This is a genomic window from Bradyrhizobium sp. S3.7.6, assembly GCF_054061875.1.
Genome location: NZ_JBSSEQ010000001.1, coordinates 1,138,700 through 1,163,802, shown reverse-complemented (window position 1 = coordinate 1,163,802; position 25,103 = coordinate 1,138,700). Strand labels below are relative to the sequence as shown.

Sequence of the window (25,103 nt, the reverse complement as noted above, 5' to 3'; positions counted from 1 at the left end):
CGCCTGGCGGCGCAGGACAGAACCTCAATCGATCGAATGCAGCAGCGCCGCACGGACGAGGTCCGCGGTGTTGCGCGCGCCGAGCTTGCGCATCGCCTCGGCGCGATGGCTCTCGAACGTGCGCGGGCTGATCTGCATCCGCAGCGCGCCCTGCTTGTTCGAGTAGCCCTCGCTGATCAGCCTCAGCACCTCGCGTTCGCGCTTGGTCAGCCGCTTCTGGCCCGACAGGCCCAGCAACTCGGTGCTCGGCACACGCTGCGCTTGCTGTGCGCGGGCGGCGTTCAATTCGGCGCCCTCGGTCCTGGACTGGATCGGCAGGGCATCCCTATGAGGGCCGGCAAGCTGCTTGACCACGCCGCAAACACGTTCGGTCTGCGCCAGCGCATTCTCCACCACGCGCTGCAAATAGGCCCGATCGGCCGTAACCGGCGCGAGCTGGTCGCTGTGGTGCTTGATCTCGCCCATGTAGAGCAGGAGCGCGGTCAGGGGGCCGTTGAGCTCGCGGGCGATGGCGCTGGCCATCTCGTCGGCGGCCTTGGCGCGGACCGCGTTCAGGCGGGCGAAATCGAGCTCTTCGGTCGGAGCAGAGCTGCTTTCGAACCATTCCGACGGCCGCGAATCGGTGGCCGTATCGTTCTGTGACCCCATGTGACTCGTTTAGCGGAACCGAGGCCGGTCTGTAGTTAACTTTTTGCTCCGTAAGACTACGGTAATTTTGGCAGTTTTGTGCTGAAATACCGGCGCAGGCACAATTTATGCTTGAGTACCCACGCAATCGACCACGCGTAGGTTGAGGTTTCGCCCAAAACTTGAGCAGGCGACGAAATGCCTCCTTAACCAACGCTCCCCAGCGGGCGCCCGCGCCTCCCGGTTTTTACGGATAAATTAACAATGACTTGCTTCTCTTGGTCACGATTGAGAGCGCGCAAATGCCTCCACGCATGAGGCCGGTAGGCCTGCGGGAAACGCTGCGGAAGATTGCGTGCCATGAACGAGATCGATCGGCTGTCCGAGTTCTTGCAGAGGCTGACGCCGCTCTCGCGCAGCTGTCTGCTCAGCGAGCTCGAGCGGCTCGAACTGTGCGGCATCGACATGCCGGGCTCGTCCGACATCCAGGCGAAGTTGCGCGCCGAGTTCCGCAAGGACGGATCGACCCAGGCACGCGCCACCAGTCCCTCGCGCTATTTCTTCGCGCCGCTCGAACTGCTCCTGATCGACGGCGCACCCGAGCATGCCAATGCGGGGCGGATTTCACGTAACACGCTCACGCCGATCTGGGAGTGGATCTGCCGCGACCTGCTGCCGACCATGGCGCGCGACTACATCAAGGCGATCAACGACCAGGTCACCGCCAACAACCCGAAGGAAGTGCTGAAAACCGCGTCGATCTTCCAGACCAAGGTCCTCAAGGTCCTCGAGAACACCCTCGCATCGGCGGAAAGCACCGAGTTCGCACGCGCCAAGCTCACGCAATACACGGCCTCGCGCACCGCCTTCGACGACGTGAGGAAAATGCAGCAGGTGCTGCGCGCCGGCGACGCGCTGCCGAAGTTCAACGAAAAGCTGCCTGAGAAGATCGCGAAATTCGACGACGGCCAGGTTGCCCAGATCACTGCGCAACTCGATGTCTTCAAGAAGTCCCACCCGGACGCGCTGCCCTTTGCGCTGGCGCTGGTGGCGAGGCGGCTGAAGACGTCCTGGGAGCTGGTGCGCCTTGCCACCAGGATCGCCGCGAGCAAGAGCGTGGCCGACGTCGCCGCCACGCCCTATGCCTGCGTCGTTCCCATGGTGCTCGACCGGCTCGACGACAAGCGGCTCGCCCTGCGGGTCGCGCTCAAGCACAACCGCGTGCTGGTCGCCCGCGACCTGCTCGCCGACATCTACGACACCGAATATGCGCTCAAGGTCCGCATCGACGGCATCGAGGGTTGCGAATGGGGTATCCGGCTCCAGCAATTGATGGATGCGATCGCGGCGCTGGTGTCCGCCGAGGTGAGCCGCTTCCCCTCCAATGTCGGCCACATTCTCGGCTCGCGCCGGCTGCGCAGCCACGACACGCTCGGTGGCAAGCTGTCCTATCTGGCCTGGAAGGGACGCGACGCCGTGCAGGACGGCGCGGCGGCGTTTCGAAAATTGATTGGGCAGACCTGATACTGCGGCGCGGCTACTCCGCCCGCGGCAGGCACAGGAAGCGATCGGTAAATCGTCCTGACAGAACGAATCTGAACCACCAATACATCAATCGCCGCGTCGTCATTGCTGTAATCCTCGACAGCCCACCACCGGCTGCGCACAGCAATAGCGCAGGTGCAGCAAGACACATGTGATGTGCTTCACATTTGCGCCGCCGCAGCCGGCCACGTTGTCGCAGAACTGTCACGCGTAAACCATGGAACATGCGCGCATCGCGTGAAAATGAACTCTCCCATCGCTGCCATCGTGTCGATCCTGCGATGCACCGCAAGAGCGACGGGAAGGAGGTTGCGATGAGATCGAACCGGCGGACATCGACGATGGCGGCATTGCACGCGCGCGCCAGCGCCGCGCGAAACGCGAGCGGTTCGTAGCGCGTTGAACGAGCTGAATGCGCAGCTCGACAAGCACGGATTCTACAAGGCGTTTCCCGTCCTGAGTCGCGGTCGCGAGCTGGTACTGCATGACCCGGCACGCCACGGCCACAAGCAATTGAGGCGTCCATTATTCAATTGGGCGAAGTGCGCGCGACCTCGTCCGATTACAGGACAGCGCGCGTGTCCGCAGCCAAGCCGCGTCTTGCAAAAATTGCGCGGGATTGCCGCACGCTCGCGCGCGACGCGCGGGCAGACGTAAAAACTTCTGGAAGAAGATCCAGACAATTTTAGACGTGATGCGGGCTTTAACGTTACCCAGATAATTCAACAATCGACTGAAGCTCTCCATATTTGAAACTGCTCCCATCGCTAACACCTGTCGCGGAACGGGAGTGGTTTGCGATGAACGATGAACTTGTTGAGCTCGCCGGACGGAGGCCTAAAACCTTCGGACGGCGAAAGGTAACGCCGCGCGCATGCGTCGCCGACGGCAAGCGCCATCTGCGCGCATTCCTCGCCGAGGTGCTGGAGGATCTTGGTTTCGTCACCAGCGAATGCGCCAGCGCGGACGAGCTGCAGACCGTGCTGACCCGCGAGTTGCCGGACCTGATCCTGCTCGGCATCGCCGCCGACGGCATCGAGCCCGGCACGTTTCTGGAGACACTGGTGCGCGAGGCCTTCGACGGCAAGGTTCTCGCCGTCGGCGCCCGCGAGTCCACCATCGTCAGGGCTGTGCAGCAGGTCGGCGAGGAGTATGGCCTCGCGATGCTGCCGCCACTGACCACGCCCTTTGCCGCCGAGACGCTGCGCGAGCGCGTCGCGATGCTGCTGCCGGACGAGCCGGCGCCGAGCCCGGCCGTGTATGTCGGCGAGGCGCTGCATGCCGGCTGGCTCGAGCTCTGGTACCAGCCCAAGATCGACGCGCGCACCTTGGTCCGCAGCGGCGCCGAGGCGCTGGTGCGGATGCGGCATCCGACCTGGGGCGTGGTGCCGCCCGCCTACTTCATCCCCGAAGAGCACGATCCGCATTTGCGCGAGCTCTCGGAGTTCGTGATCGAGCGCGCCTTGCAGGACTGGCACTATCTCCTGGAGCAGCAGAGCCCGGTCGATCTCTCGATCAACCTGCCGACGTCGTATCTGAAGGAGCCGCAGGCGGTGCGCGATCTCTGCCGCCGCATGCCGACGCATCCGGCCTTCGGCGGGCTGACGATCGAGATCGACAGCGAGGAGGCGATCCGCGATCTCGAATTCCTCGTCGAGGTCGCCCGCGAGGTGCGCCTGCACAATATCGGCCTGTCGATCGACAATCTTGGCGCCAACTGGCCGTCACTGATGGATCTGGACAAGATTCCCTTCATCAAGCTGAAGGCCGATCGGCACTTCGTCACCGGCAGCGGCAGCGATCGGCTGAAGCGCACGGTGTGCCGTCACATCGTCGAGCTCGCGCACGCCTACGGCGCGCGCACCGTGGCCGAAGGCGTCGAGAGCCGCGCCGACCTCGTCGCCGCCAACGAGCTCGGCTTCGACCTCGTGCAGGGTTTTCTGTTCGGCAAGCCGATGCCGCTGAAGAAGTTTGCCCGGAGTGCGCTGACGCGGACGGTGATGGGGCAGGCGTGAGGCACAGGCCTCACGCCAACCGCCGCGCGAAGAAGAAGACGCACACGACCACGAGCGCGATCGCTGCGATCACCCCCATGAAGGACAGAGCTTTCCTAGCGACAGACCCACGCGCCATTGACCAGCACGCGGGCGCACGTTGGTGCCGCGACAGCGGCGCCTACGGCCGCTCCACCGACTACGGCGCGGCGCGTCGTTCGCCGCGCGACGCCGGCGACACTCACTGGGGTCGCTGGTCGCCCTACGCGGGCCTGTGCGCTCTGAACCGAGAATGAAAGACCATCCTCCTCCGACCACTGCACCGAGCCCATGGCTGCGCAGGCAATAACGGCGTCGGCTAGCCAAAATTTGGTTCCGTGTCGCATGACGTGCTCCTTCCCTTGCTTTCTGCGGATTTCTGTCAGTCGCGTGAGGATGCCGATCACCGTCCCATCAGCGAAACGAGCAGACCAGCCAGGCGGATGCTGTCACTGTGATCGCGAAACAGGGCACGCGATGCACCGGGGAGATAACTCTCCCATCCAGTGCGGCACTGCGTGCAAGAACAGACGTTGATCTAGATCAACGTTGGCAGTCGCATAACGACCGCGCCAAGGTGTGGTCGCGAGCCAATGACCAGAATGGAAGCGCGTTCGATCAAGGTCATCAACTTCAGACCCTGGTCGGGAACTGCGATCACCGCCTCAGGCATATCGCCGCGCGAAGAACACGCAGACGACGACGAGTGCGGTCGCGGCGATCATGCTCCATGCGACCGGCTCGTGCAGCAGGAAGCCGGCAAGCGCGAGGCCGAAGAACGGCTGGAGCTGCTGCAATTGACCGACGCGGGCAATGCCGCCGACCGCAAGGCCCCGGTACCAGAAGATGAAGCCGACGAACATGCTGAAGACGGAGACGTAGGCGAGCCCGATCCAGGCGGGCACGCCGACGCCGCTCCACGTCGACGGCCATGTCAGGATCGCGACCGACACCATCAGCGGCAGCGCGAGCAGCAGCGCCCAGGAGATCACCTGCCAGCCGCCGAGGCGGCGCGACAGCGCCGCGCCTTCGGCATAACCGAGCCCGCACAGCACGATGGCGGCGACCATCAGGAGATCGCCGGTGACTGATGCCGAGCCGTCGTTGGACAAAGCAAAGCCTGCCACCGTGGTGCTGCCGAGGACAGCGAACAGCCAGAACAGCGGCTGCGGTCGCTCGCCACCGCGCAGCACCGCGAAGATCGCCGTCGACAGCGGCAAGAGCCCGATGAAGACGATCGAATGCGCGGAGGTGATGTGCTGGAGCGCGAGCGCCGTCAGCAGGGGAAGCCGACCACGACGCCGATGGAGACGATGGTGAGCGAGACGAGATCCTTCCGCTGCGGCCGCGCCTGGCGGAGCAGGAAGAGCACGGCCATACCGATCAGGGCCGCGATGACCGCGCGGGCGGACGTCAGGAACAGCGCGGAGAAACCACCGACCGCCACGCGCGTCGCCGGCAAGGAGCCGCTGAAGATGATGACGCCGAGAAGCCCGTTGCCCCAGCCACTGCCTGTAGATTGCATGTCCGTCTCGCTTTTTGGGTCACGATCATCGGCCGTCGCCGGTGGCGAAACCAGCAACAATCCAGTACAATCCGGCAGAACTGTATGGATATGGAAGGTAATACACCTTGGGCGGCGAGCTACAAACGAAGGGACGGGGCGGGACGCGGACCAGCGACGTGATGGGCGCGATCCGCGCCAAGGTCGCCGCCCGCGCGCTCAGTGCCGGCGACCGCCTGCCGTCGATCCGCAGCCTTGCCGCGACAATGGGTGTTTCGCCGTCCACCGTCGTCGAAGCCTATGATCGGCTGGCCGCCGATGGCCTGATCCGCGCCCGGCGCGGCTCGGGCTTCTATGTCTCATCGGCCGTCACCCCGCCGCTGGCGCTGACCGAAGTCGAGCCCCGCCGCGACCGGGAAGTTGATCCGTTCTGGGTTTCCCGACAATCGCTCGACACGGATGATGGCGTGCCAAAACCCGGCTGCGGCTGGCTGCCGCCGGAGTGGATGCCGGAGGCGGCGTTGCGCCGCGCCACCCGCGCGCTTGCCCGCACCGACGCGAGCGTTTTGACCAACTACGGCAGCACGAGCGGCTCCCCTGCCCTGCGCCGGCTGCTGCTCGCGCGCCTCGCCGAAGACGCGATCGAGGCCTCGATCAACCAGTTGATGCTGACCGGTTCAGGCACGCAGGCGACCGACCTGATCTGCCGCTTCCTGCTCCGTCCCGGCGACACCGTGCTGGTCGACGATCCCTGCTACTTCAATTTTCGCGCGCTGCTGCGAGCGCATCAGGCGAAGATCGTCAGCGTGCCCTACACGCCGTCGGGCCCCGATGTCGCGCGCTTCGAGCAGATCCTCGCGGCTGAGCGGCCGCGGCTCTACATCACCAATTCAGCGCTGCACAATCCGACCGGCGCGACGATCTCGCTTCAGACCGCGCACCGGCTTCTGACTGCGGCCACGACGCACGACCTCACCATCATCGAGGACGACATCTTCGGCGACTTCGAACCGGAGCGCTCGCCGCGCCTTGCCGCGCTCGACGGATTGAACCGCGTGATCCGCATCGGCAGCTTCTCCAAGACGCTGTCGGCCTCGGTGCGCTGCGGCTACATCGCAGGGCGAGCCGACTGGATCGAGCACCTCGTCGACCTCCAGGTCGCGACCAGTTTTGGCGGCCCGAGCCCGGTGGCGACCGAAATCATCGCAAGGGTCCTGGCCGGCGGCAGCTATCGCAAGCACATGGACGAGCTCAGGCAGAAGCTCACGCGCACGCGCCGCGACGTCGCGCGAAAACTTCAGGCGCTGGGCATCGAGCCCTGGCTGATGCCGCGCGGTGGCTTCTTCCTCTGGTGCCGCCTCGCGGGCGGACAGGATGCCACCGCCGTCGCGCGCGCCGCGCTCGAGGAGGATGTGGTGCTCGCACCGGGCAACGTCTTCAGCGTATCGCAGACGGCATCGGACTTCCTGCGCTTCAACGTGGCGCATATGAGCGATCCGCGAATGTGGGACGTGCTGCGGCGGGCGCTGAAGGCCAAATGATCAGCGCCTAGTATAACGGCTCCTCATAGACCGGCTCGCCGTCGAGCAGCAGCCGCTTGATGGCGGCGCGGCCTGAGGGGAGTACGGCGGCGACGACCCGGAGTTTCTGCTGGTTGCGGGCCTGCTCGAGCTTCTTGCCCTCGCCTTCGGGCACGAAATAGCTTTCGAGACCGTATTTGATCGCCAGTTTCTCGCAGAAGACGCGCGAGCCGGAGCCGCAGGTTCCGCCGTAAGAGGAGACGCGGCCGCGGATCAGCACTTCGGGAGCCGTGACCGTGACGGGCTCGGCATGCACCGAGACGGCCTCGTAGAGACCATTGGCATTCGGCGCGAGCTTGACGAACACGACGGGCTTGCGCTCGGCCGCCGGCTGTCCAGCGAGCGTGCCCGCCGGCAGTTGCGAGATGTCGTAGCGGAGCACGACATAGTCGCCGCGTAGCAGATCGCGGGGATCGACCGGCTGCGTCTGCAACGTCACCTCACGGCCCTCGCGCAGGATCTGCATGCGATCGGCGACCATCAGCACCAGCAGCACGCATTGAAGCAGGACGGCGACACCGAACAGCACGGCTTTCGGGATGCGTTGCCACAGTTTTGTCACGGACGCGGTCAACTCCATCATCGCTGGGCCCTCGGCAGCGCGCGATTGAGCGCGGTGGCAAATACGACGGCAACAACACCGGCCGCGGCAAGGAAAGCCGAGCGGCGCAGCAGCGATCCCTTCACCGCCCAGGTGATGCCCGCGATCACGCCGGCAATCCCGAGCCAGCCGGCAACGATCCGCGGACGCACATCATCGAGCACACCGGAGACAACAAGGCACAGCATGGCGCAGAGCAGCGCGGCATAGGCGAACCAGGGCTCGCCGGCCGTGGATGCCGGCCAGATCGGCGCCGCGAGCAGGACGAGTCCGATCGAACATGCCGCAAGGATTTCACCTGCACGCCTGGTGACGCCGGCAGACGCAAGCGCGAGGATCACGCCCGCGGCCCCGCACAGGATCGCCCAAAGTGGCTGGGCCGGCACCGTGCTGTTCCGGAAGCGGATGATGTCGTCCACCGTTGTCACCTCCAGGCAAGCGACGGCCGCCAGCGAAAACGCTCCGTAGATCGATAAAACGGTCCCGAGACGCCGCGCCCTCGGCGACGGCACAGCGGCGATTGCGAGTCCGGCGCCGAACAGCAAGGCGGCGCCGTTCGCGAGCACGAACGACGGCTGGGCACCGTCGAGTTCGAAGCGGAGCGAAGTCGCGATCCACCACGGAAGCAGCGCGACCGCGACGAGATGGGCCGCCACACGGGAATTCCATGCAAGCGCGAGCGCGGCGGCGATCAGCCAGACCGCCACGAACGGAAGATGCAGGACATCATGCGCATCATAGTTGCGCATGCAGGTCCAGATGCAGGCCGCGACGAGGGCGACCGCAAGCGCGCCGCGCGATCCGGTCAGCAGTGCGGCGGCAAATGCTCCGATCGACCACAGCAGCATGCCGCCGGCGAAATCCTCGCCGAGATGATACATCTGGCCGACCAGCGCGATGCCCGCGCCGAAGATGATCGCACCGATGCTCGCACAGAGATCGGCGAGAACATTGCGGCCCGTCGCGGCAAACCACGCTCCGAGGCCGCCGGCGACGACCATGCCGGCGATCAGGATCGCGAACCGCAGCAGCCGCGCGATCTCGGTCCAGTGCGCCGCGACGAAGGCGAGGAAGGCGGCTGCGATCAAGAGGCCGCCGACGATGGCAACGACGACGGCGATGTTGATGCCGGGCGAGAGCGGCGGCAGCGCGCTGCGGATGGAGGTGGCCGCCGCCGGCGCGATCACGCCGTCGGCTTCCCATTGCGCAAGATCAGCCTCGAGGCGCTGCCGATAGGTTTTGTCGAACATCGTCGTGAAACACCTCGCTCCCTGCCGGTTGGCGGGATGCTGTTGGTCGGGCCGCGACGGTAGCAGGTTCAACCTGTCACCGCTCTGGTTGCGGGGGGACCGGGCGCGTGCCCCCGCGCGACAGCGGCTTCGCGTTCACGGTCGAACCGAGTGAGTAACCGGCCGTCATGATGATGACCCGTCATGCAGAAACTGACGAACTCGAGGCAGGACGAGATCGACCGCACTCAGTTCGGCTTCATGGGTCAGGCCGTCCAGGATCACGAGCTGTACTTTGGTCGACTGCAACGCAGTCCCGATGGTCTGCGCGTTCCCGAGCGCGGGAACTTCCATTTCGCGGGCCACGCCCAGCGTCGCCGCCTCGATATCCAGCGTGCGTAGAATATGACGTCCGGCGATTCATTGGTCAGATCGTTCAAGCGTAACCGCGCGCGAATTTTGATTTCACGCAACAATTCATCGCACGTGCTTGGGAATTCGAGCATCGCAGCGCCCGACGAGAATACGGTGTTCATGACAACCCCGATGAGGCGTCCGACACTCCCGCTATTGCCGAACAAAGGGCTCGTCATCGTTGGCCTTCCCGGATGCCGATCGAAGGATCGTATCGCCGGAAGAAAACGGACAACCTCTCGAAGGGTGAGAGCCTCTTGTGCGGGAAGGCGCCCCTTCGGCACCTGCGCGAGGTTATAAGGTCGTCTTCAAAAGGACGCAAGCTGGTCGGGACGGCGGGCCGTGACGACTTTGAACCTTCCGTCCCCACGTATCGGCAGTCTACTGCAAAGGGATTCGCATGACGCCAACTCACGCACTGACGTCCATCCTTCCCTGCAACGACCTCGACGCCTCGGAGAAATTCTACGCCCGGCTCGGTTTTACGCGCGCGGACGGCGACAAGCCGGAGGACGGTGAGGACAGCTATCGCATCCTCTCCGATGGAAAGGGCGGCCATCTCCATCTCACCGATGCCGTCGAAGGCTGGCTGATCAGAGGCCGCAACCCGTTCGGTCTCTATCTCTACACCGAGGCCGTCGACGAACTCGCGCGAGAGTTTTCGGGCGAGTTGGCCAACGGACGGGGGCCGGAGGACACGCCGTGGGGAATGTACGAGTTTGCGCTGTCGGACCCGGACGAGACCCTGGTCAGGATCGGCTGGCCGTCACGGCTCCGTCAGAACAAGCAAGCTTGAGCGGCGGAGAGGAAGGCCTAGTCACGTGAATCTAAAGTTCGCCACATAAAGTCCGCTGAGCTTTATAGCAGAAGCGTTTGACGGAAGCCAAAATCTGGTCTGCGGACTTGGTCCATTTGAATGGCTTCGGTTTTCTGTTGTGCAGGTCGATGAAGGTACGGATGTCGGCCTCGAGCTGCCTGACGGAGGTGTGAACACCTCGCTGGATCTGTTTTCTGGTGAGTTCAGCGAACCAGCGCTCGACCTGATTGATCCATGACGCGGAAGTCGGCGTGAAGTGGACATGATAGTGCGGCCGACGGGCGAGCCACGCTTTGATCTTAGGTGTTTTGTGGGTGGCGTAGTTGTCCATGACGAGATGGACATCGAGGCCTTCAGGAACTTGAGCATCGATCCCTTTTAAAAACTTCAAGAACTCGACTGCCCGGTGCCGCTTATAGCATTTGCCGATGACGAACCCCGAGGCGACATCGAGCGCGGCAAACAGCGAGGTCGTACCATGCCGCACATAACTGTGCGTGCGCCGTTCCGGTACGCCCGGCATCATCGGCAGGACCGGCTGCTCGCGATCCAGGGCCTGGATCTGGCTTTTCTCATCGATACTGAGGACAAGGGCTCGGTTCGGTGGGGACAGGTAAAGGCCGACGATATCGCGGACCTTGTCGACGAACAGCGGGTCGCTCGACAGCTTGAATGTCTGGCTGCGGTGCGGCTGCAGGCCGAACGCCATCCACATTCGGCGGATCGTGGTGTGGGAAAAGCCAGTTTCCCCAGCCATTGAGCGGATCGACCAGTGCGTCGCGTCGGGTGGCGTTGTACGCAATGTCCGCTCAATTACCTCAGCAACCTGATCGTCGTTGATGGTTCGAGGGCGGCCAGGGCGGGCCTCGTCAAGCAGGCCATCACAGCGATCCTTCAAAAATCGGCGACGCCACTTGCCAACGGTGTGTTCGTGGAGGCCGAGTTCGGCAGCCACGGACTTGCTTGGCAAGCCATCCGCACACCGCAGGATCGCGCGGCAGCGCTCAGATAGCGATCGGGCAACGCGATGACGACGAACTTGCCTCTCCAAGTACGCCCGCTCCTGCGGACTAAGCACCAACGGCGCGATCGGCCGGCCTCGTTCACCTGCATTCGCCACGAGCTCTCTCCTCTGTAGAGATTCGAGCTATCAACTAATGTGGCGAACTTGCGTTCCAGATGACTAGGACGTGGACTCATTAGCGCCAAGCCATAGCCTGATTGAAGCGAGTTGGACGAAGGCGAGATAGTTGGCGGCAAGCTTGTCATAACGCGTCGCCACACGACGGCATTGCTTGATCCTGTTGAAGAAGCGCTCAGTGCTGATGCACGCGGACAATCGACGTGTCGCAGACGCTCTTCTTACGTGGAGTAGCAAGCACCCAGCGTGTCGATGATGCGGCCCCAGAGACCAGCCCGTCACCAACGGACGATTCTCCTCTTCTGCGCCCGGATTTATTCCGACTTCGTCGTTGCCCTCTTTATGGTGCTGTCGCGAAGCGATCGGTGGCGCGCACCAGTTGATCGAGGATACCTGGCTCCGACCAAGCATGACCTGCACCCTCGACCAGATGGAATGCGGCATCAGGCCACGCCCTATGCAGCGCGTACGCATATCGGGCTGGACAGGGCATGTCGTAGCGGCCGTGAACAATGGCTCCCGGGATACCGCGGAGGCGGTGAGCGTTGCGCAGAAGTTGCCCATCCTCCAGCCAGCAATCGTGAACGAAATAGTGGTTCTCCAATCGCGCAAACGCGAGCGCAAATTGGTCGTCGCCAAACGATGTCGAGAATGCTGGATTAGGCAGCAGCGTGATCGTTTCGCCCTCCCAAATAGCCCAAGCCTTGGCTGCCTCGAGCTGGGTGGCTCGATCGTCGCCCGTCAGCCGGCTGCGATACGCCGCAATCATGTCGCCTCGCTCGCTCAGGGGTATCGGTGCCTGGAACTTTTCCCACTTCTCCGGAAAGATCTCTGAAACGCCGAACTGATAGTACCATTGCAGCTCCGCCTTGGTGACGGTGTAGACGCCACGGAGAACAAGCTCGCTGACGCGGTCGGGATGCGTTTCTGCATAGGCTAACGCGAGAGTCGATCCCCACGAGCCACCGAACACGAGCCATTTGTCGACGCCTGCAAGTGCACGCAAGCGCTCGATGTCCGATACCAAATGCCAAGTCGTATTCGCTTCGAGCCCCGCATACGGAGTTGATTGCCCACATCCTCGCTGATCGAAGAGCATGACATCATATCGATTGGGATCAAACAGACGCCTATGTTCAGGGGACAAACCTCCGCCCGGTCCGCCGTGCAGGAAGACCGCCGGCTTCGCGCCCGGCGTCCCCACCCGTTCGTAATAAACCCGGTAACCTTCTCCAACGTCGAGGGTACCAGCGCTATAGGGCTCGATGGGTGGGTACATCGACCTCAACTGACTCATACGGCCTCCGTTTGGCACCACGAGGTTCGATTAGCACGCCGCGATCATGGTGGTTTCGGTTATAGGAGCAAAGCGGACGAAGCCACCAGTCACATGACGCACCGGGTTTATGGGTACGCGGCCTAATTCGCCTTGATGCCGGCCTCGCTGATGAGCTTGCCCCATTTCGTGCTCTCGCTCTGAATGAAGCGGCCGAACTGCTCCGGCGAGGTCGGCGCGGGCTCTGCGCCGAGGGTCCGGATTTTCTCGGCCACCACCGGGTCTTTCAGGGCTTTTGTGAAAGCCTCGTTCAGCCTGCTGATGACGTCCGCGGGCGTGCCTGAGGGAGCAACGAGCCCGAACCAGCCTACGGATTCAAAGCCCGCAATACCGCTCTCGGCAAGGGTTGGCACATCGGGCAAGGATGGGAGGCGACGTACCGAGGAGACGCCGACGGCGTTGAGCTTGCCTTCGAGAATCAGTTGCCTCGATGCGGGGATATCCAGCACCGCGAAGGGGACGTGTCCCGCAAGGACATCAACCGCTGCCGGCGCCGTCCCGCGATACGGAACGAGCTCCATGCTGATCCCCGCCTTCTGCGTGAACAGCGCGGCCGTCAGATGCATCGCGGTCGAATTGCCGCCATGCCCGATCGACAGCGCGCCCGGCTTCGCCTTGGCGAGCGCGATCGTCTCTGCGGCATTGCGCGCGGGCACGTCCGCGGACGCGACCAGCACAAAGGGAATTTCCGCCAGCAGGGTGATCGGCGCGAGATCCTTTGGGTCGAACGGCATCGACGAATTGAGGTGCGGGTTCACCGTCAGTGCGCCCGCCGGCGCAACGCCGAGCGTGTAGCCGTCGGGCCTGGCCTGGGCCACCGCGGCCATGCCGATATTGCCCCCTGCCCCGGCGCGGTTCTCGATCACCAGGCTCTGCTTGAGCTCCGCGGTGACCAGCGGCTCGAGCGCACGGATGACGGTGTCGGCGCTGCCGCCGGGCGGGAAGGTCACGATGATCTTGATCAACTGGTCCGGATAGGCTGCTTCACCGGCCTCCAGCGGCAGCACGGCGAAAGTCGCGGCCGTCAGCGCGGCCAGAATGCGGCGCCTTGCAACGTGAAACAATTTCTCCTCCCCCATTACGTATTCTTGTTTGTAGGCCAACCAGGCTGCCGTGCCGTTGGCAGGCAGCCTGCTATTCGATCACGCCGCAGCGCCTGTGATGCGCGCCAGCAGGCCTTGCGGATCTTCGGGCGCGGCCTGCCCGCGCCAGGCGATGTGCTGGTCGGGTCGTGCCAACACGAGCTTCTCGGCATAGGCCCCGTTCGCCTCATCCGGCGCGATGTCGATGAGCGCGAGCGGCATGCCGCGCTGTTCTGCGGCTGAGAGCAGCCGCGCCACATCGATTGCCGGGTCGAACCGCAGCAACGTGTAGCCGGCTCCGAAGGCGTCGTAGAGCGATCGTCCGTCGCGGAGAAACACATGCGGCGCGCGGGCGCCCGGCACGGTGGAGGGCGTAAAGCTTCCCATCGCGTAGGCCGGCGGGGTTTCGCCGTCATAAGCGATGATCGGCGAGGCATCGTAGTAGTAGCCGAAGTTGAGGCCCGCGCAGCAATATTGCTGCACGTTGAGATCGTAGGCCGCTCTCGCAAGCGAAGCGCGCGCCGCGTGGCCGCGCGGCGTGTCATCCTCGATCTCCGTGGACACGCCGCCGCGCTGCGCCATCATCTTCATCGCATGATCCATGGCAAAGCGCGACACCTGGTCGGTGATGGGCTGGCGCTCCGCCTCATAGGCATCAAGGATCGCAGCCGACGCCCATCCGTTCAGACGCGCGGCCAATTGCCAGCAGAGATCGACGGCATCAGCAATGCCCGCGTTCATGCCGTAGCCCGCATAGGGCATCCACAGATGCGCGGCGTCGCCGCAGATGAAGACCCTGCGGTCGCGGAAGCGATCGGCCACCAACCGGCGCCCGACCCAGTCCTCCTTGCTGAGGATTTTGTACTCGAACCGCTCGTCGACGCCGAGGATGGCACGGATCGACCAGTCGCGATCGACCGAGTCGAACTCAGGTTCGTCGGGCCTCAGATGATTATGGATCAGCCAGCGGTCGTGGCCGTCGATCGCAACGGTGGTGCCGGAACGTCGCGGGTTGAGCGAGAGCACCATCCAGGCCGGCTTGTGCGCGCCCATCAACTCCTTCAGTTGCGGCGCTTCGATGAAGGTTGATTGCACCCGCTGGATCACCGGCGTGCCGGACAGGCTGGCGCCGATCGATTTGCGGACGAGGGAGCGGCTGCCATCGCAGCCGACCACGAAGTCGGCCTCGATGCGGAGCGCGTCTCCACTGTCGAGGTCGCGACCTAGCGCGACCACACGATCGTCGTCCTGCTCGATATCGGTGATTTCCGTGCGCGCCAAAATGGTGATGCGCGGTTGAGCGGCGGCGTGGCTGAACAGGATCGGCTCGAGATAGACCTGGTTGATACGGTGCGGCGGCTCGGGCGTCGGCCACCAGGTGTCGGGGCCGCCGGTGGCGCTGTAGCGGCGCGCGCGCGAGGGAATGTCGATACGGCACAGCTCGATACCGGTCGCCGTGGTCCGATAGGAGCAATCGTTCGGGAAGTCCGCGGGCAGGCCCGCGTCGCGCAGCTTTGCGGCGACGCCCAGCCGGCGGAAGATTTCCATCGATCGCGCCGAGACGTGATTGCATTTGACGCTGGGCGGATCGCCGGCGTGGCGGATCTCCGCGACGACGACGTCGATCCCGCGCGAGGCCAGATCCATGGCCGCGGTCAATCCCACGGGCCCGGCGCCCACGACCAGCACCTGTGTCCTCATGCTCGTTTCCATCCCCTTGCATCATCGCGGATTCGTTGCCCGCGCAGTATGCATTTTATTGCAAGGCCTCTTATGCGATAAGTCGGAAAGAACTCATCAATTCATGAGAATTAGCTATGAATGTCACCTTGCGACAATTGCGGGCCTTCACCGGCGTGTATCGCACGCGCAGCATCACGCGGGCCGCCCGCGAGCTGGGCATCACGCAATCGGCGGCGAGCCTCCTGATCCAGCAGCTCGAAGTGCAGCTCGGCGTGAAGCTGTTCGATCGCTCCACGCGTTCGGTGCAGCCGACGCTGGCCGCCGACGAGGCCTTTCACGCCGCCGAACGCATGCTGAGCGATGCGCTGGGCCTGTCACGGCGCATGCATGACCTCGCGCAGGCGCGCGCAGGCCGCGTCGCGTTCGTCGCGTCGGCGGGTGCCGCTTCGGCACTGCTGCCGCAGGTTCTCGCGAAATTCCGCGCAGGCCATCCCGAGATCGACATCGACATGCGCGACGTCGCCGCCGACGATCTCGTTCCGCGCCTGATCGCAACCGATGCCGAGTTCGCGATCGGCAGCGTCGAAGGTGAGTTCGCGGAGATGACGATCGAGACGCTGACCCGCGGGCGGCTGAGCGCGATCGGCCGTCGCACCGCCGACTTCGCCGCGCGGCGCGCACTGACATGGGACGAACTGGCGCAGCTTCCGACCATCGCGATGCGGCGCGAGACGCGGATCCGCATGCAGATCGATCACGCCCTCGGTGCGCAGGGCAAGCACCTTTCTCCAACCTATGAGGTCACGCTGATCAACACCGCGCTCGCCATGACAGCACAAGGCCTCGGCCTCGCCATCCTCCCCGCAACGATGCTGCCCGCCGATCAATTCCCGACGCTGATCGCAAGACCGCTGATACGCCCGGCGATCATCCGCCCGGTGTCGCTGCTGCAGCGTCAGGGACGCACGCTGTCGCCGGCGGCGCAGGCGTTTGTGACGACGGCTCGGACGGTGCTGGCGGGGTCGTAATCCGCAGGCCGCTGCTCGGGCTACTCCGCGAGATTATGCTGCTGCCAGCGCAGCAGATAGGCCTGCAATCGCCAGATCAACGCGGACAGCGCGACGCCGACCAGCATCAGCACGACGACGGCGACCATCATTCCCGATGCCTCCGCCCGCGCCTCGGATTCGATGATCAGGCGGCCGATTCCTCGTTCCGCGCCGATGAACTCGCCGACGATCACGCCGATCAGGGCGAAGGAGATCGCAGGCGTCAGCGAGGCGAAGACCCAGGCCATGGTCGAGGGGATGACCACCGTGCGGGTGATCTGCCACTCGCTGGCGCCGAGCAGCCGCGCTGCGTTGACGAAGCCCTCGTCGATCGAGCGCGCCCCTTCGAACGTATTGAAGAACACCAGGAAGACGACCACGATCCACGACGTGACGATCTTCGAGGTATCGCCGATGCCGAAGGCCAGCACGATGATCGGCGCCAGCGCGATGCGGGGGATCGAATTCACCGCCGTGATGAACGGCTGGAAGATCGCGCTGAGCCGGTCCGAACGGCCGAGCACGAGGCCCGCGGCAAAGCCGCTGCTGACGCCGGTGACGAAACCGAAGAACGTGTTCTTCAGGGTGACGGCGGTCGCGATCCAGAGATTGTTCTCGGATCGCGCCATGCAGCGGGTGAATTCGCCATTGAACCAGCCGTTGAACACGCCGAGCTTGGACTTGAGGCAGCTCAGGATCAGGAAGTGCTCGAAGATGTCGGACGGCTTGGACACGAAATAGGGGTCGAGCAGATCCGGCACCAGCCAGGGAAGGCGGCCGTGCAGATCGTACCCCCACTGCCAGATCGACAGGAAGCCGATGCAGATCAACATCTGCCATGCGAACGTTCTGCCGGGGCGGCGCGCGCGCCTCATGGCTTGCGGCCCTTGATGAATTCCTCGCCGAGCGAGTGCCAGATCAGCTGAAACAGCTCGGCGTAACGCGGCGTCTCCCGGATCTTCACGGCATTGCGCGGGCGGGCGAAATCCACCTCGAAACTCTCCTTGATCCGGCCCGGCCGCGCGGAAAACAGAATGATGCGGTCTGCCAGCGTCAGGGCCTCGCCGAGATCATGGGTCACGAACAGCACGGTCTGCTGCTCGCGTTCCCAGATGCGAAGCAGCACATCGTGCATGTCGATCTTGGTGTGGGTGTCGAGTGCGCCGAACGGCTCGTCCATCAGCAGAACCTGCGGCTCGACGACCAGCGTTCGCATCAAGGCGGCGCGCTGGCGCATGCCGCCCGACAGCGCCGAGGGATAGGCATTGTCGAAATCCTGCAGCCCGGCTTGCGCCAGGCAGGCACGGACACGATCCTTTCGCTCCGCCGCCGGGACACCCGCCAGTTCGAGGCCGTAGCCGATGTTGTCGGCGACGGTGCGCCAGGGAAACAGGGTGTCGCGCTGGAACACATAGCCGACATTGGGCGTCGCCTGTCCGGGGACGACGGGCGTACCATCAATCAGGATCTGACCGCTGGTCGGCTTGACCAGGGTTGCGATCATGTTGAGGACGGTGCTCTTGCCCGAGCCGGATGGCCCCAGCAGGGCGACGAATTCGCCGCGCCGGACATTGAAGGAGACGTCGCGCACGGCCTCGATGGCCGTACCCGCCAGCTGGAACGTCTTGCACAAACCGCGCACGTCGATGCGCCGCGTCTCAGGCGGCGCATCGACGTGCGGCGTGTGTAAGGCCTGGATCGTCAAGCGGGATAGGCCTTGCGTGCCGCTTCGATGAAGCTGGTGTTGACAACGTCGGCCATCGCGAGCGGCTTGATGCCGGTCATTTCACGAAACCAGACCTTCTGACCGCGCGCGAAGCTGGCGGCATCGATGATGCCTTCGTAATCGGTGACCTTCTTCATGACGCCGCTGTCGAAGATATTCGCATCGCGCGACGTGCTTCCGACGTAAGGCTCGATCATATCATAGATCTCTTCGGGAGAGTGCCCCTTGATCCACAGGGTGGCGCGCCACAGCGCCGTGACGAACGCCTGCATCTTCTGCGGGTCCTTGTCGATGGTCGCCTGCAGCGTGAAATGAGACGTCACCGGGACCTTGCCGCCGATATACTTGGCCCAGACTGCCTCGTCCGTTCCATCGAACAACAGCGCACCCCAGCCCTGCTCCACTGAATCCTTCAGGATCGATGGCGAGTTGATGAGAACATCGACCTGCTTCGTCTTCAACGTGCCCATCATGGTGTCGACATTGCCGGTGCCGATCCAGGTCACCTTGTCGTCCAGCCCCATGGTTTCCATGTAGTAGGACGCCCAGACGTGGTTGGTGCCGCCCAGCGACGACACCGAGACGATCGGCTTTCGTCCGTCAGGCCGCTTCCACTTCGCCAGCGCCTCCAGGGTGGTGATGCCCTGATCGAACAGATCCTTGCGGATGATGAAGATCGCCGCGTTGCTTCTTGTATCGACCGGCATCAGGACCCGCGCGCTGCGGCCGTGATTGCTGAGCTGCATCGGGTGGGTGATGTCGCCGATACCGATATCGCCCTGGGACGAAGCGATGATCTCGCGCGTCTTCACGCCGCTGCCGCCCTGGATCAGCTTGCAGTCGAGGCCGGCCTCTTTGAAGAATCCGGCCCGGTCGGCGACGAATTGAGACTGATAGACCGGAATGGCCACCGGATAGATCACGCGGCCCGACGGGGTATCCGCCCACGCCCGTCCTGCCGCCATGGACGCACCGGCGCCGGCGACGATCGTCAACGCGGCCCGTCTGGTGACCCGAGTCCTCATCACGCGTGCTCCCTCTCCTTGCCGACCACCTTGTCGAGCGCGTTCAGAACCGCATCGCCCATCTCCTGGGTCGAAAGTCTTTTTGCGCCGGGTTCGGCGATATCGGCCGTTCTTGCGCCGGCAGCCAGCGCCGTATCCACGGCCTTCTCCAGCAGCGTGGCATCATCGGGCCGATTGAGGGTGATGCGCAACATCATTGCGACGCTGAGGATCGAGCCGAGCGGATTGGCGATGCCCTTGCCCGCAATATCAGGCGCGCTGCCGTGAACCGGTTCATAGAGCGCCTTGCGGCGGCCCAGCCGGTCCGGCGGCCCGAGCGAGACCGACGGCAGCATGCCCAGCGAGCCCGAGGCCATCGCGGCGCAATCGGAGAGAATGTCGCCGAAGATATTGCAAGTCACCATGACGTCGAACTGCGACGGCGCCCGCACGATCTGCATCGCAGCGTTGTCGACATAGAGGTGTGTCAGCTCCACATCGGAGAATTCCGCCTGATGCAGCGCGGTGACCTCCTCGCGCCACAGCACGCTGGTTTCCAGCACATTGGCCTTGTCGACGGAGCAGACCCGGCCTTTGCGCGTCCGCGCCAGTTCGAACGCGGTTCGCGCCACCCGGCGAATCTGGCTGGTGGTGTATTGCTGGGTGTTGAAACCGCGGCGCTGGCCGTCCGGCAGCGTTTCGATGCCGCGCGGTTCGCCGAAATAGATGCCGCTGGTGAGCTCGCGGATGATGATGAAGTCGACATCCTTCAGCACCGGGGCCTTGAGCGGCGCGGAGTCCGCCAGCGCCGGATTGGCGACGATGGGCCGGAGATTCGCATAAAGGTCGTACTTGCTGCGCAACGACAGCAGGCTTCCCGCCTTGCGCGCTGCCGGAGGGACCTCAGTGGTTTCAGGACCACCCGTCGCGCCCCAGAGTATCGCGTCGGCCTCCTCCATCGCCTCGACGGTGTCGTCCGGCAACACCTTGCCCGTCGCGAGATAGGGGATGAGACCGTATTGCGCTTCGCGCAGCGCCACGGGAATGCTGCGCCTCGCCGAAAACCATTTGAGAATGCGGTGAGACTGGTCGGTCACTTCAGGACCGATGCCTTCACCGCCGACCACGGCGACCTTGATCATGTTCGAGAGCGTGTTCATGCCAATTGTCCTGCCTGATGTCCTGCAAAGTGAATCCACGGCCGCGCGTCGCGGTCGGATGCCTGGAATGCGCGGATCTCGTGGTCGCGCCGCAACGTCAGCGAAATCTCATCGAGGCCTTCGAGCAAACCCGCACGCCGGCGCGGATCGATCTCGAAGACGTGCCGTACGCCCGATGGCGAGGTAACCGTCTGCTCCTGCAGATCGACGCTGACACGTCCCGCGCCCTGGCTCGCTTCGATCTCCGCGGCGAGGCCGTCGATGACGGCCTTGTCCAGCACCACCGGCAGGATGCCGTTCTGGAAGCAATTGGCGAAGAAGATGTCGCCGAAACCGGATCCGATGATGGCGCGGATGCCCATCTCCTGCAGCGACCACACCGCCGCCTCCCGCGACGAGCCGCAGCCGAAGTTCGGTCCCGTCACCAGAATTTCCGCTGCGCGATAGGGCTCGCGATTGAGGATGAACTCCGGATTATCCGAGCCATCAGGCAAATAGCGGAGCGAACCGAACGCCCATTTTCCGAGACTGCCGCGGACGGAATTTCCGATCATGCGGTTGATGCTGATGATGACGTCCGTATCGACATTGGTGCGCATGATCGGCGCCGCAGTCGCGGTCAGCTTGGTGAAGGCTTGCGGCATCTAGCGCTCCATCGTTCGGACGTCGGCGATGGCGCCGGACACCGCCGCCGCCACGGCCATGGCCGGGCTTGCCAGATGGGTGCGGGCACGCGGCCCCTGCCGGCCGATGAAATTCCGGTTCGACGTCGACACCGAGCGCTGGCCGGGCGGCACGGTCTCGCCGTTCGCGGCGAGGCACATCGAGCATCCGGGCTCGCGCCATTCAAAGCCCGCGTCGATGAAGATCTTGTCGAGCCCCTCGGCCATCGCATCGCGCCTGACGGTCTCCGACCCCGGCACGACCCAGGCCCGCACGCCTGGCGCAACCTTGCGGCCGCGCGCGACTTCGGCCGCGGCACGCAGATCGCTGAGGCGGCTGTTGGTGCAGGAGCCGATGAAGACCCAATCCACCGGCGTGCCGGCGATCGGCGCACCGGGCTTCAGGCCCATATAGTCGAGCGCGATCTCGATCGCGCCGCGGCGCGCGGGATCGGCGATATCAGCGGGATCCGGGATGCGGCCATCGACACCAAGGACGTGTTCGGGACTGGTGCCCCAGGTGATCTGGGGGATGATGGTTCCGACGTCGATCGACACCTCGCGATCGAACATTGCGTCGCTGTCGCTCCGCAGCGTCCGCCACGCCGCGACGGCCCGCTCCCACATCTCGCCTTGCGGCGCATAGGGACGGCCGCGGATATAATCGAACGTCGTTTCATCCGGCGCGATCAGCCCCATCTTGGCGCCGAGCTCGACCGACAGATTGCAGATGGTGAGCCGCCCTTCGATCGGCATGTCCCTGATCGCACTGCCGGCATATTCGACGGCATAGCCGGTGCCGCCGGCGGCTCCGACATGGCCGATCAAGGCGAGGATGAGGTCCTTCGCCGTCACGCCGAACGGCAACCGGCCGTCGAACGTCACCCGCATGGTTTTCGGCCGGCGCTGGATGATGGTCTGGGTCGCCAGCACATGCGTGAGCTCGCTGGAGCCGATGCCGAAGGCGAGCGCGCCAAGCCCGCCATGGGTGCAGGTGTGGCTGTCGCCGCAAACGATCAGGCAGCCGGGCAGGCTGAGACCGAGCTCCGGCCCGATGACATGGACGATGCCCTGCCCCGGCTGGTCGAGGTCGAACAGCCGGATGCCGCTGGCGGACGTCTCGGTCCGCAACGCCGCCAGCAGCTCCCACCCGGTCTTGATCGTGCCGGCACGTCCGGACGCCGTCGAAATCGCATGATCGGGCGTCGCGAAGGTCAGTTCGGGATTGTGGACCGGAATGTTGCGGCTTTTGAGATTGATCAGGCCGCTGGAGCCGCCGAGGTCATGCAGCAGATGGCGATCCACGTGAAGCAGATCGGTGTCATCGCTGACATGGGCGATGACATGCTGGTCCCAGATTTTGGCCAGCAGCGTGCGGCCACGCGTGTCCACGATCCGTCCTCCCCTGTTCGGCATCTGATGTGCCGTGTTGCCGCCGATCATGCCGACCGACAGCGAGCTTGAGAAGCAGGATAGAAGTCCGTCGCGGAAATGTGCAGTGACGGTTGGGCAGGGAGCCATCGCGGCCGGCGATGGCAGGCCGTCGGCAGGAGCGATGTCAGCTTCGGCCGCGCACGACCGTCAGCCGGTCGGAGACGCCGCCCATGGTGAGACGCGCATCATCATGGGTCCGCAAATGCTCCACCAGCAGCTTCGTCACCGAAGGCAACGACTTGTAATCGCGCACGCCGATGACCAGGTCGCGTCGCGCCCAGGACTCGTCGAGCGGGACGGTGACGAGACTGTCGACGCCGTAGCGGTCGCGAACGATCTCGAGCGGCACGATTCCGACCCCCATCCTGGCATCGACGACGCGGAACAGCGCATCGAAACTGCTGACGCGGATGCGCACCTTGAGGTGCTGCCCGAGTGCCGCGGCGGCCCTGACACACAGCGTCTCGATCGAGCTGCCCTTCTCCAGGCTGACGAAGTCGAAATCGACCAGCTCGCAGAAGCGAACGCTATCGCGGCCCGCCAGCGGGTGGTCGCGCGTGACCAGCGCGACCAGGCTGTCGCTGCGATAGGACAGCAGCTCCAGATCCTGCCCGTCGATGTTGCCGCCAAAAATGCCGATGTCGGCCCGGTTCTCCACCACCGCACGCACGATCGCGGGGCTGAGATCCTCCTCGATGTCGATGTGGACCAGCGGATGCCGTTCCAGGAACAGGCTGAGCTCGTCGGCGAGCGCTTCGAGGATCGCGGATTTGTTGGCACAGATCCGGATCAGCCCGCGCTTGCCCTGCCGGTATCCCGTCAGCTCGCTCTCGAGCTTGCTGAGATTTCCCAGGATGATGCGGGCGTGCTCGAGCAGGGCGAAGCCAGCCGGTGTCGGCTCGATCCCCTTCGAATGACGATGCAGCAGCTCGACCTGAAACAGGTCCTCGATATCCGAGACGCGCCGGCTGACCGCGGACGCGGCAATGTTCTTCTTCTCCGCCGCCTTCGCGATGCTCTGCTCCTCGACGATCGCCACGAACAATTGCAGCGTCAGCAGATCGATTTTAGCCGTCATCCGGAATGATCCTCGGGCGGGTCGTCACGAGGGGCATTGTGGAGAAGCTTGGCAGCCAGTCGCAAGTGCGGCGTCAGATTGCGGTCCCCGGGGGGACGACAGCAGAGGCTGCTGGGACGCAGAGAGACTGTCCTTGGTGGGAGTTCTCAAAGTCGCTTTAATATGGCGGAGAGGGAGGGATTCGAACCCCCGATAGGCTTGCACCTATGCCGCATTTCGAGTGCGGTGCATTCAACCACTCTGCCACCTCTCCTGAAGGCGCCAAGTAAGGAGCAGGGCCCCTGTGGTTGGGGGCGTTAATAGGCGAGGATGGCGGGCCAGACAAGGCGCGAAAGGGGAAAATCCGCTGCCTCTTTCAGCCCTGCCCTGGAGCCGTCTACGGTCCGATGAATCGGAACGGGGCTCCAGATTCTTGTTTTGACGCGTTTTCTTGAGGCGAACCGGTGTCCGCTTCGCTCGAAAACGCTCTCACCGCCGGGAGGAACTGCCGTGGAGCACCTGACGATCAAGGCCAATGGCGCCGATTTCCACCTGGTCCGCGCTGGCAGCGGCAAACCGCTGCTTTTGCTGCATGGTTGGCCGGAATTCTGGCTGACTTGGGAGCCGGTGATATCAAGGCTTTCGGACCGTTTCATGCTGATCGCGCCCGATCTGCGCGGCTTCGGCGACAGCGACAAGCCGGACGGGCCTTTTGGGCCGGACGGCCATGCCGCCGACATGCTGGCGCTGATGGAGGGGCTCGGCATCGAGCGATTCGCCGTGGTCGGCCATGACGTCGGCGGCGCCGTGATGCAGCCGCTGGCCCGGCAGGCGCCCGAGCGGCTCGCGGGGCTGTTCTTCTTCGATTTCGTCTATCCCGGCATCGGGCCGCGCATGGCGGCGCCCGATAGGCTCAACCACATCTGGTATCAATCTTTCCACCAGATGGAGATGGCGCCCGCGCTCGTCGGCATGAGCCGCGAGAGCTGCCGGCTCTATATCAGCCACTTCCTCAAGGGTTGGGCGCACCGGGAGAGCGCCTTCGACGATGTTCTCGACGCCTTCGCCGACAATTTCTTCAGAGAAGGCAATCTCGCCGGGGGCTTTGCGCATTATCGCGCCTCGCATGCCGGGCGGGTCGCGATGATGAAGGGCGAAGCCCTATCGCTTCCGCCGATCAACGCGCCGACCTGCGTGCGCTGGGCCGAGCACGATCCGCTGTTTCCCTATGCCTGGACCGATCGTCTGGGCGAGACGTTTGGCGATCTCGATCTTGCGATGTTTCCGGGCGTCGGCCACTTCCCGCATCGGGAAGATCCGGATCGCGCGGCCGCGGAGATCGCGGCGTTCTTTCAGCGGATCGGCTGGAGCTGAAGACAGGGGTGGGACCGCCAGACGCGGTAAACACTGGCGGTCCCG

At 64.2% G+C, this 25,103-nt stretch carries 21 protein-coding genes, 1 tRNA gene and 2 pseudogenes; 7 read left to right on the top strand and 17 right to left on the bottom strand.

Annotation, left to right across the window (positions count from 1 at the left end):
• Nucleotides 1-24: 24 nt before the first annotated feature.
• Complete coding sequence (locus ACVJ5M_RS05525) at nucleotides 25-648, bottom strand: helix-turn-helix domain-containing protein (protein WP_063980458.1); 624 nt, start codon at nucleotides 646-648, stop codon at nucleotides 25-27.
• Between the two features lie 339 nt (nucleotides 649-987).
• On the opposite strand from ACVJ5M_RS05525, the gene ACVJ5M_RS05520 reads away from it, so the two are divergent.
• Nucleotides 988-2,151: a hypothetical protein gene (locus tag ACVJ5M_RS05520; RefSeq protein WP_063980457.1), complete on the top strand. Its 1,164-nt coding sequence runs from the start codon at nucleotides 988-990 to the stop codon at nucleotides 2,149-2,151.
• A gap of 821 nt (nucleotides 2,152-2,972) precedes the next feature.
• Complete coding sequence (locus ACVJ5M_RS05515; protein WP_354100566.1) at nucleotides 2,973-4,187, top strand: EAL domain-containing response regulator; 1,215 nt, start codon at nucleotides 2,973-2,975, stop codon at nucleotides 4,185-4,187.
• 683 nt (nucleotides 4,188-4,870) lie between these two features.
• Here the strand turns inward: ACVJ5M_RS05515 and ACVJ5M_RS05510 are convergent.
• Nucleotides 4,871-5,730, bottom strand: a pseudogene (locus tag ACVJ5M_RS05510) (DMT family transporter).
• Nucleotides 5,731-5,891: 161 nt separating this feature from the next.
• Between ACVJ5M_RS05510 and ACVJ5M_RS05505 the strand changes: the two are divergent.
• Nucleotides 5,892-7,250 (top strand): aminotransferase-like domain-containing protein, encoded by a 1,359-nt coding sequence (locus ACVJ5M_RS05505; RefSeq protein ID WP_063986000.1) that lies wholly within the window; start codon nucleotides 5,892-5,894, stop codon nucleotides 7,248-7,250.
• Nucleotides 7,251-7,257: 7 nt separating this feature from the next.
• Here the strand turns inward: ACVJ5M_RS05505 and ACVJ5M_RS05500 are convergent, their stop codons facing one another.
• Together ACVJ5M_RS05500 and ACVJ5M_RS05495 are read right to left on the bottom strand one after the other, a co-directional pair.
• Entirely contained in the window at nucleotides 7,258-7,872 is a 615-nt protein-coding gene (locus tag ACVJ5M_RS05500; protein ID WP_063980454.1) for a GDYXXLXY domain-containing protein, read from the bottom strand.
• A complete protein-coding gene (locus tag ACVJ5M_RS05495) occupies nucleotides 7,869-9,140 on the bottom strand; it encodes a DUF2157 domain-containing protein (protein ID WP_063980453.1) in 1,272 nt (423 codons plus the stop codon). Before ACVJ5M_RS05495 ends, ACVJ5M_RS05500 begins: the two co-directional genes overlap by 4 nt.
• A 183-nt stretch (nucleotides 9,141-9,323) precedes the next feature.
• Here ACVJ5M_RS05495 and ACVJ5M_RS05490 point away from each other — a divergent pair, with 183 nt between their 5' ends.
• Nucleotides 9,324-9,521 carry a hypothetical protein gene (locus ACVJ5M_RS05490; protein WP_063980452.1) on the top strand — a complete coding sequence of 66 codons (198 nt, stop codon included), beginning with the start codon at nucleotides 9,324-9,326 and terminating at the stop codon, nucleotides 9,519-9,521.
• A 412-nt stretch (nucleotides 9,522-9,933) separates the two neighbouring features.
• Entirely contained in the window at nucleotides 9,934-10,329 is a 396-nt protein-coding gene (locus ACVJ5M_RS05485) for a VOC family protein (RefSeq protein ID WP_063980451.1), read from the top strand.
• Between the two features lie 31 nt (nucleotides 10,330-10,360).
• Here the strand turns inward: ACVJ5M_RS05485 and ACVJ5M_RS05480 are convergent, their stop codons facing one another.
• The 5 genes and pseudogenes from ACVJ5M_RS05480 to ACVJ5M_RS05460 form a co-directional block, all read right to left on the bottom strand.
• The gene (locus tag ACVJ5M_RS05480; protein ID WP_135216181.1) at nucleotides 10,361-11,470 is read right to left on the bottom strand and encodes an IS630 family transposase; all 1,110 of its coding nucleotides are present in this window, start codon (nucleotides 11,468-11,470) and stop codon (nucleotides 10,361-10,363) included.
• 63 nt (nucleotides 11,471-11,533) lie between these two features.
• A pseudogene (locus tag ACVJ5M_RS05475) lies at nucleotides 11,534-11,668 on the bottom strand (IS5/IS1182 family transposase); the annotation flags it as partial.
• Nucleotides 11,669-11,831: 163 nt separating this feature from the next.
• Nucleotides 11,832-12,788 carry a prolyl aminopeptidase gene (gene pip, locus ACVJ5M_RS05470; RefSeq protein WP_063980450.1) on the bottom strand — a complete coding sequence of 319 codons (957 nt, stop codon included), beginning with the start codon at nucleotides 12,786-12,788 and terminating at the stop codon, nucleotides 11,832-11,834.
• Nucleotides 12,789-12,910: 122 nt separating this feature from the next.
• Complete coding sequence (locus ACVJ5M_RS05465; protein WP_063985999.1) at nucleotides 12,911-13,891, bottom strand: Bug family tripartite tricarboxylate transporter substrate binding protein; 981 nt, start codon at nucleotides 13,889-13,891, stop codon at nucleotides 12,911-12,913.
• 78 nt (nucleotides 13,892-13,969) lie between these two features.
• The gene (locus ACVJ5M_RS05460) at nucleotides 13,970-15,610 is read right to left on the bottom strand and encodes an FAD-dependent oxidoreductase (protein ID WP_084795325.1); all 1,641 of its coding nucleotides are present in this window, start codon (nucleotides 15,608-15,610) and stop codon (nucleotides 13,970-13,972) included.
• Between the two features lie 116 nt (nucleotides 15,611-15,726).
• Here ACVJ5M_RS05460 and ACVJ5M_RS05455 point away from each other — a divergent pair, with 116 nt between their 5' ends.
• Nucleotides 15,727-16,620 carry a LysR family transcriptional regulator gene (locus ACVJ5M_RS05455; RefSeq protein ID WP_063980448.1) on the top strand — a complete coding sequence of 298 codons (894 nt, stop codon included), beginning with the start codon at nucleotides 15,727-15,729 and terminating at the stop codon, nucleotides 16,618-16,620.
• Between the two features lie 20 nt (nucleotides 16,621-16,640).
• On the opposite strand, the gene ACVJ5M_RS05450 is transcribed toward ACVJ5M_RS05455, so the two are convergent.
• The 8 genes from ACVJ5M_RS05450 to ACVJ5M_RS05415 all read right to left on the bottom strand — a co-directional run bounded on the left by ACVJ5M_RS05450 (nucleotide 16,641) and on the right by ACVJ5M_RS05415 (nucleotide 23,958).
• A complete protein-coding gene (locus ACVJ5M_RS05450) occupies nucleotides 16,641-17,516 on the bottom strand; it encodes an ABC transporter permease (protein ID WP_063980447.1) in 876 nt (291 codons plus the stop codon).
• Nucleotides 17,513-18,346 carry an ABC transporter ATP-binding protein gene (locus tag ACVJ5M_RS05445; RefSeq protein ID WP_187387865.1) on the bottom strand — a complete coding sequence of 278 codons (834 nt, stop codon included), beginning with the start codon at nucleotides 18,344-18,346 and terminating at the stop codon, nucleotides 17,513-17,515. Before ACVJ5M_RS05445 ends, ACVJ5M_RS05450 begins: the two co-directional genes overlap by 4 nt.
• Nucleotides 18,343-19,392 (bottom strand): ABC transporter substrate-binding protein, encoded by a 1,050-nt coding sequence (locus tag ACVJ5M_RS05440; protein WP_063980446.1) that lies wholly within the window; start codon nucleotides 19,390-19,392, stop codon nucleotides 18,343-18,345. The genes ACVJ5M_RS05445 and ACVJ5M_RS05440 overlap by 4 nt, the downstream gene beginning before the upstream one ends.
• Nucleotides 19,392-20,531, bottom strand: coding sequence for a 3-isopropylmalate dehydrogenase (gene leuB / locus ACVJ5M_RS05435; protein WP_063980445.1), 1,140 nt, complete (start codon nucleotides 20,529-20,531; stop codon nucleotides 19,392-19,394). Before leuB ends, ACVJ5M_RS05440 begins: the two co-directional genes overlap by 1 nt.
• Complete coding sequence (gene leuD, locus ACVJ5M_RS05430) at nucleotides 20,528-21,175, bottom strand: 3-isopropylmalate dehydratase small subunit (protein WP_014490573.1); 648 nt, start codon at nucleotides 21,173-21,175, stop codon at nucleotides 20,528-20,530. The genes leuB and leuD overlap by 4 nt, the downstream gene beginning before the upstream one ends.
• Nucleotides 21,176-22,609 carry a 3-isopropylmalate dehydratase large subunit gene (gene leuC, locus ACVJ5M_RS05425; RefSeq protein ID WP_425364319.1) on the bottom strand — a complete coding sequence of 478 codons (1,434 nt, stop codon included), beginning with the start codon at nucleotides 22,607-22,609 and terminating at the stop codon, nucleotides 21,176-21,178.
• Between the two features lie 142 nt (nucleotides 22,610-22,751).
• A complete protein-coding gene (locus ACVJ5M_RS05420; RefSeq protein ID WP_354098240.1) occupies nucleotides 22,752-23,705 on the bottom strand; it encodes a LysR family transcriptional regulator in 954 nt (317 codons plus the stop codon).
• Nucleotides 23,706-23,868: 163 nt separating this feature from the next.
• Nucleotides 23,869-23,958 (bottom strand) — tRNA-Ser (locus ACVJ5M_RS05415).
• Nucleotides 23,959-24,194: 236 nt separating this feature from the next.
• Here ACVJ5M_RS05415 and ACVJ5M_RS05410 point away from each other — a divergent pair.
• Nucleotides 24,195-25,058, top strand: a complete 864-nt coding sequence (locus ACVJ5M_RS05410; RefSeq protein ID WP_063980443.1) for an alpha/beta fold hydrolase — start codon at nucleotides 24,195-24,197, stop codon at nucleotides 25,056-25,058.
• The last annotated feature ends 45 nt before the right edge of the window (nucleotides 25,059-25,103 follow it).

Coding starts and splice junctions, on each gene's coding strand:
- pip (WP_063980450.1), bottom strand. CDS start 12,788: ATGAGTCAGTTGAGGTCGATGTACCCACCCATCGAGCCCTATAGCGCT.
- ACVJ5M_RS05420 (WP_354098240.1), bottom strand. CDS start 23,705: ATGACGGCTAAAATCGATCTGCTGACGCTGCAATTGTTCGTGGCGATC.
- ACVJ5M_RS05515 (WP_354100566.1), top strand. CDS start 2,973: ATGAACGATGAACTTGTTGAGCTCGCCGGACGGAGGCCTAAAACCTTC.
- ACVJ5M_RS05455 (WP_063980448.1), top strand. CDS start 15,727: ATGAATGTCACCTTGCGACAATTGCGGGCCTTCACCGGCGTGTATCGC.
- ACVJ5M_RS05440 (WP_063980446.1), bottom strand. CDS start 19,392: ATGAGGACTCGGGTCACCAGACGGGCCGCGTTGACGATCGTCGCCGGC.
- leuC (WP_425364319.1), bottom strand. CDS start 22,609: ATGCCGAACAGGGGAGGACGGATCGTGGACACGCGTGGCCGCACGCTG.
- ACVJ5M_RS05490 (WP_063980452.1), top strand. CDS start 9,324: ATGCAGAAACTGACGAACTCGAGGCAGGACGAGATCGACCGCACTCAG.
- ACVJ5M_RS05520 (WP_063980457.1), top strand. CDS start 988: ATGAACGAGATCGATCGGCTGTCCGAGTTCTTGCAGAGGCTGACGCCG.
- ACVJ5M_RS05485 (WP_063980451.1), top strand. CDS start 9,934: ATGACGCCAACTCACGCACTGACGTCCATCCTTCCCTGCAACGACCTC.
- ACVJ5M_RS05460 (WP_084795325.1), bottom strand. CDS start 15,610: ATGAGGACACAGGTGCTGGTCGTGGGCGCCGGGCCCGTGGGATTGACC.
- leuD (WP_014490573.1), bottom strand. CDS start 21,175: ATGCCGCAAGCCTTCACCAAGCTGACCGCGACTGCGGCGCCGATCATG.
- leuB (WP_063980445.1), bottom strand. CDS start 20,531: ATGAACACGCTCTCGAACATGATCAAGGTCGCCGTGGTCGGCGGTGAA.
- ACVJ5M_RS05500 (WP_063980454.1), bottom strand. CDS start 7,872: ATGATGGAGTTGACCGCGTCCGTGACAAAACTGTGGCAACGCATCCCG.
- ACVJ5M_RS05505 (WP_063986000.1), top strand. CDS start 5,892: ATGGGCGCGATCCGCGCCAAGGTCGCCGCCCGCGCGCTCAGTGCCGGC.
- ACVJ5M_RS05495 (WP_063980453.1), bottom strand. CDS start 9,140: ATGTTCGACAAAACCTATCGGCAGCGCCTCGAGGCTGATCTTGCGCAA.
- ACVJ5M_RS05525 (WP_063980458.1), bottom strand. CDS start 648: ATGGGGTCACAGAACGATACGGCCACCGATTCGCGGCCGTCGGAATGG.
- ACVJ5M_RS05450 (WP_063980447.1), bottom strand. CDS start 17,516: ATGAGGCGCGCGCGCCGCCCCGGCAGAACGTTCGCATGGCAGATGTTG.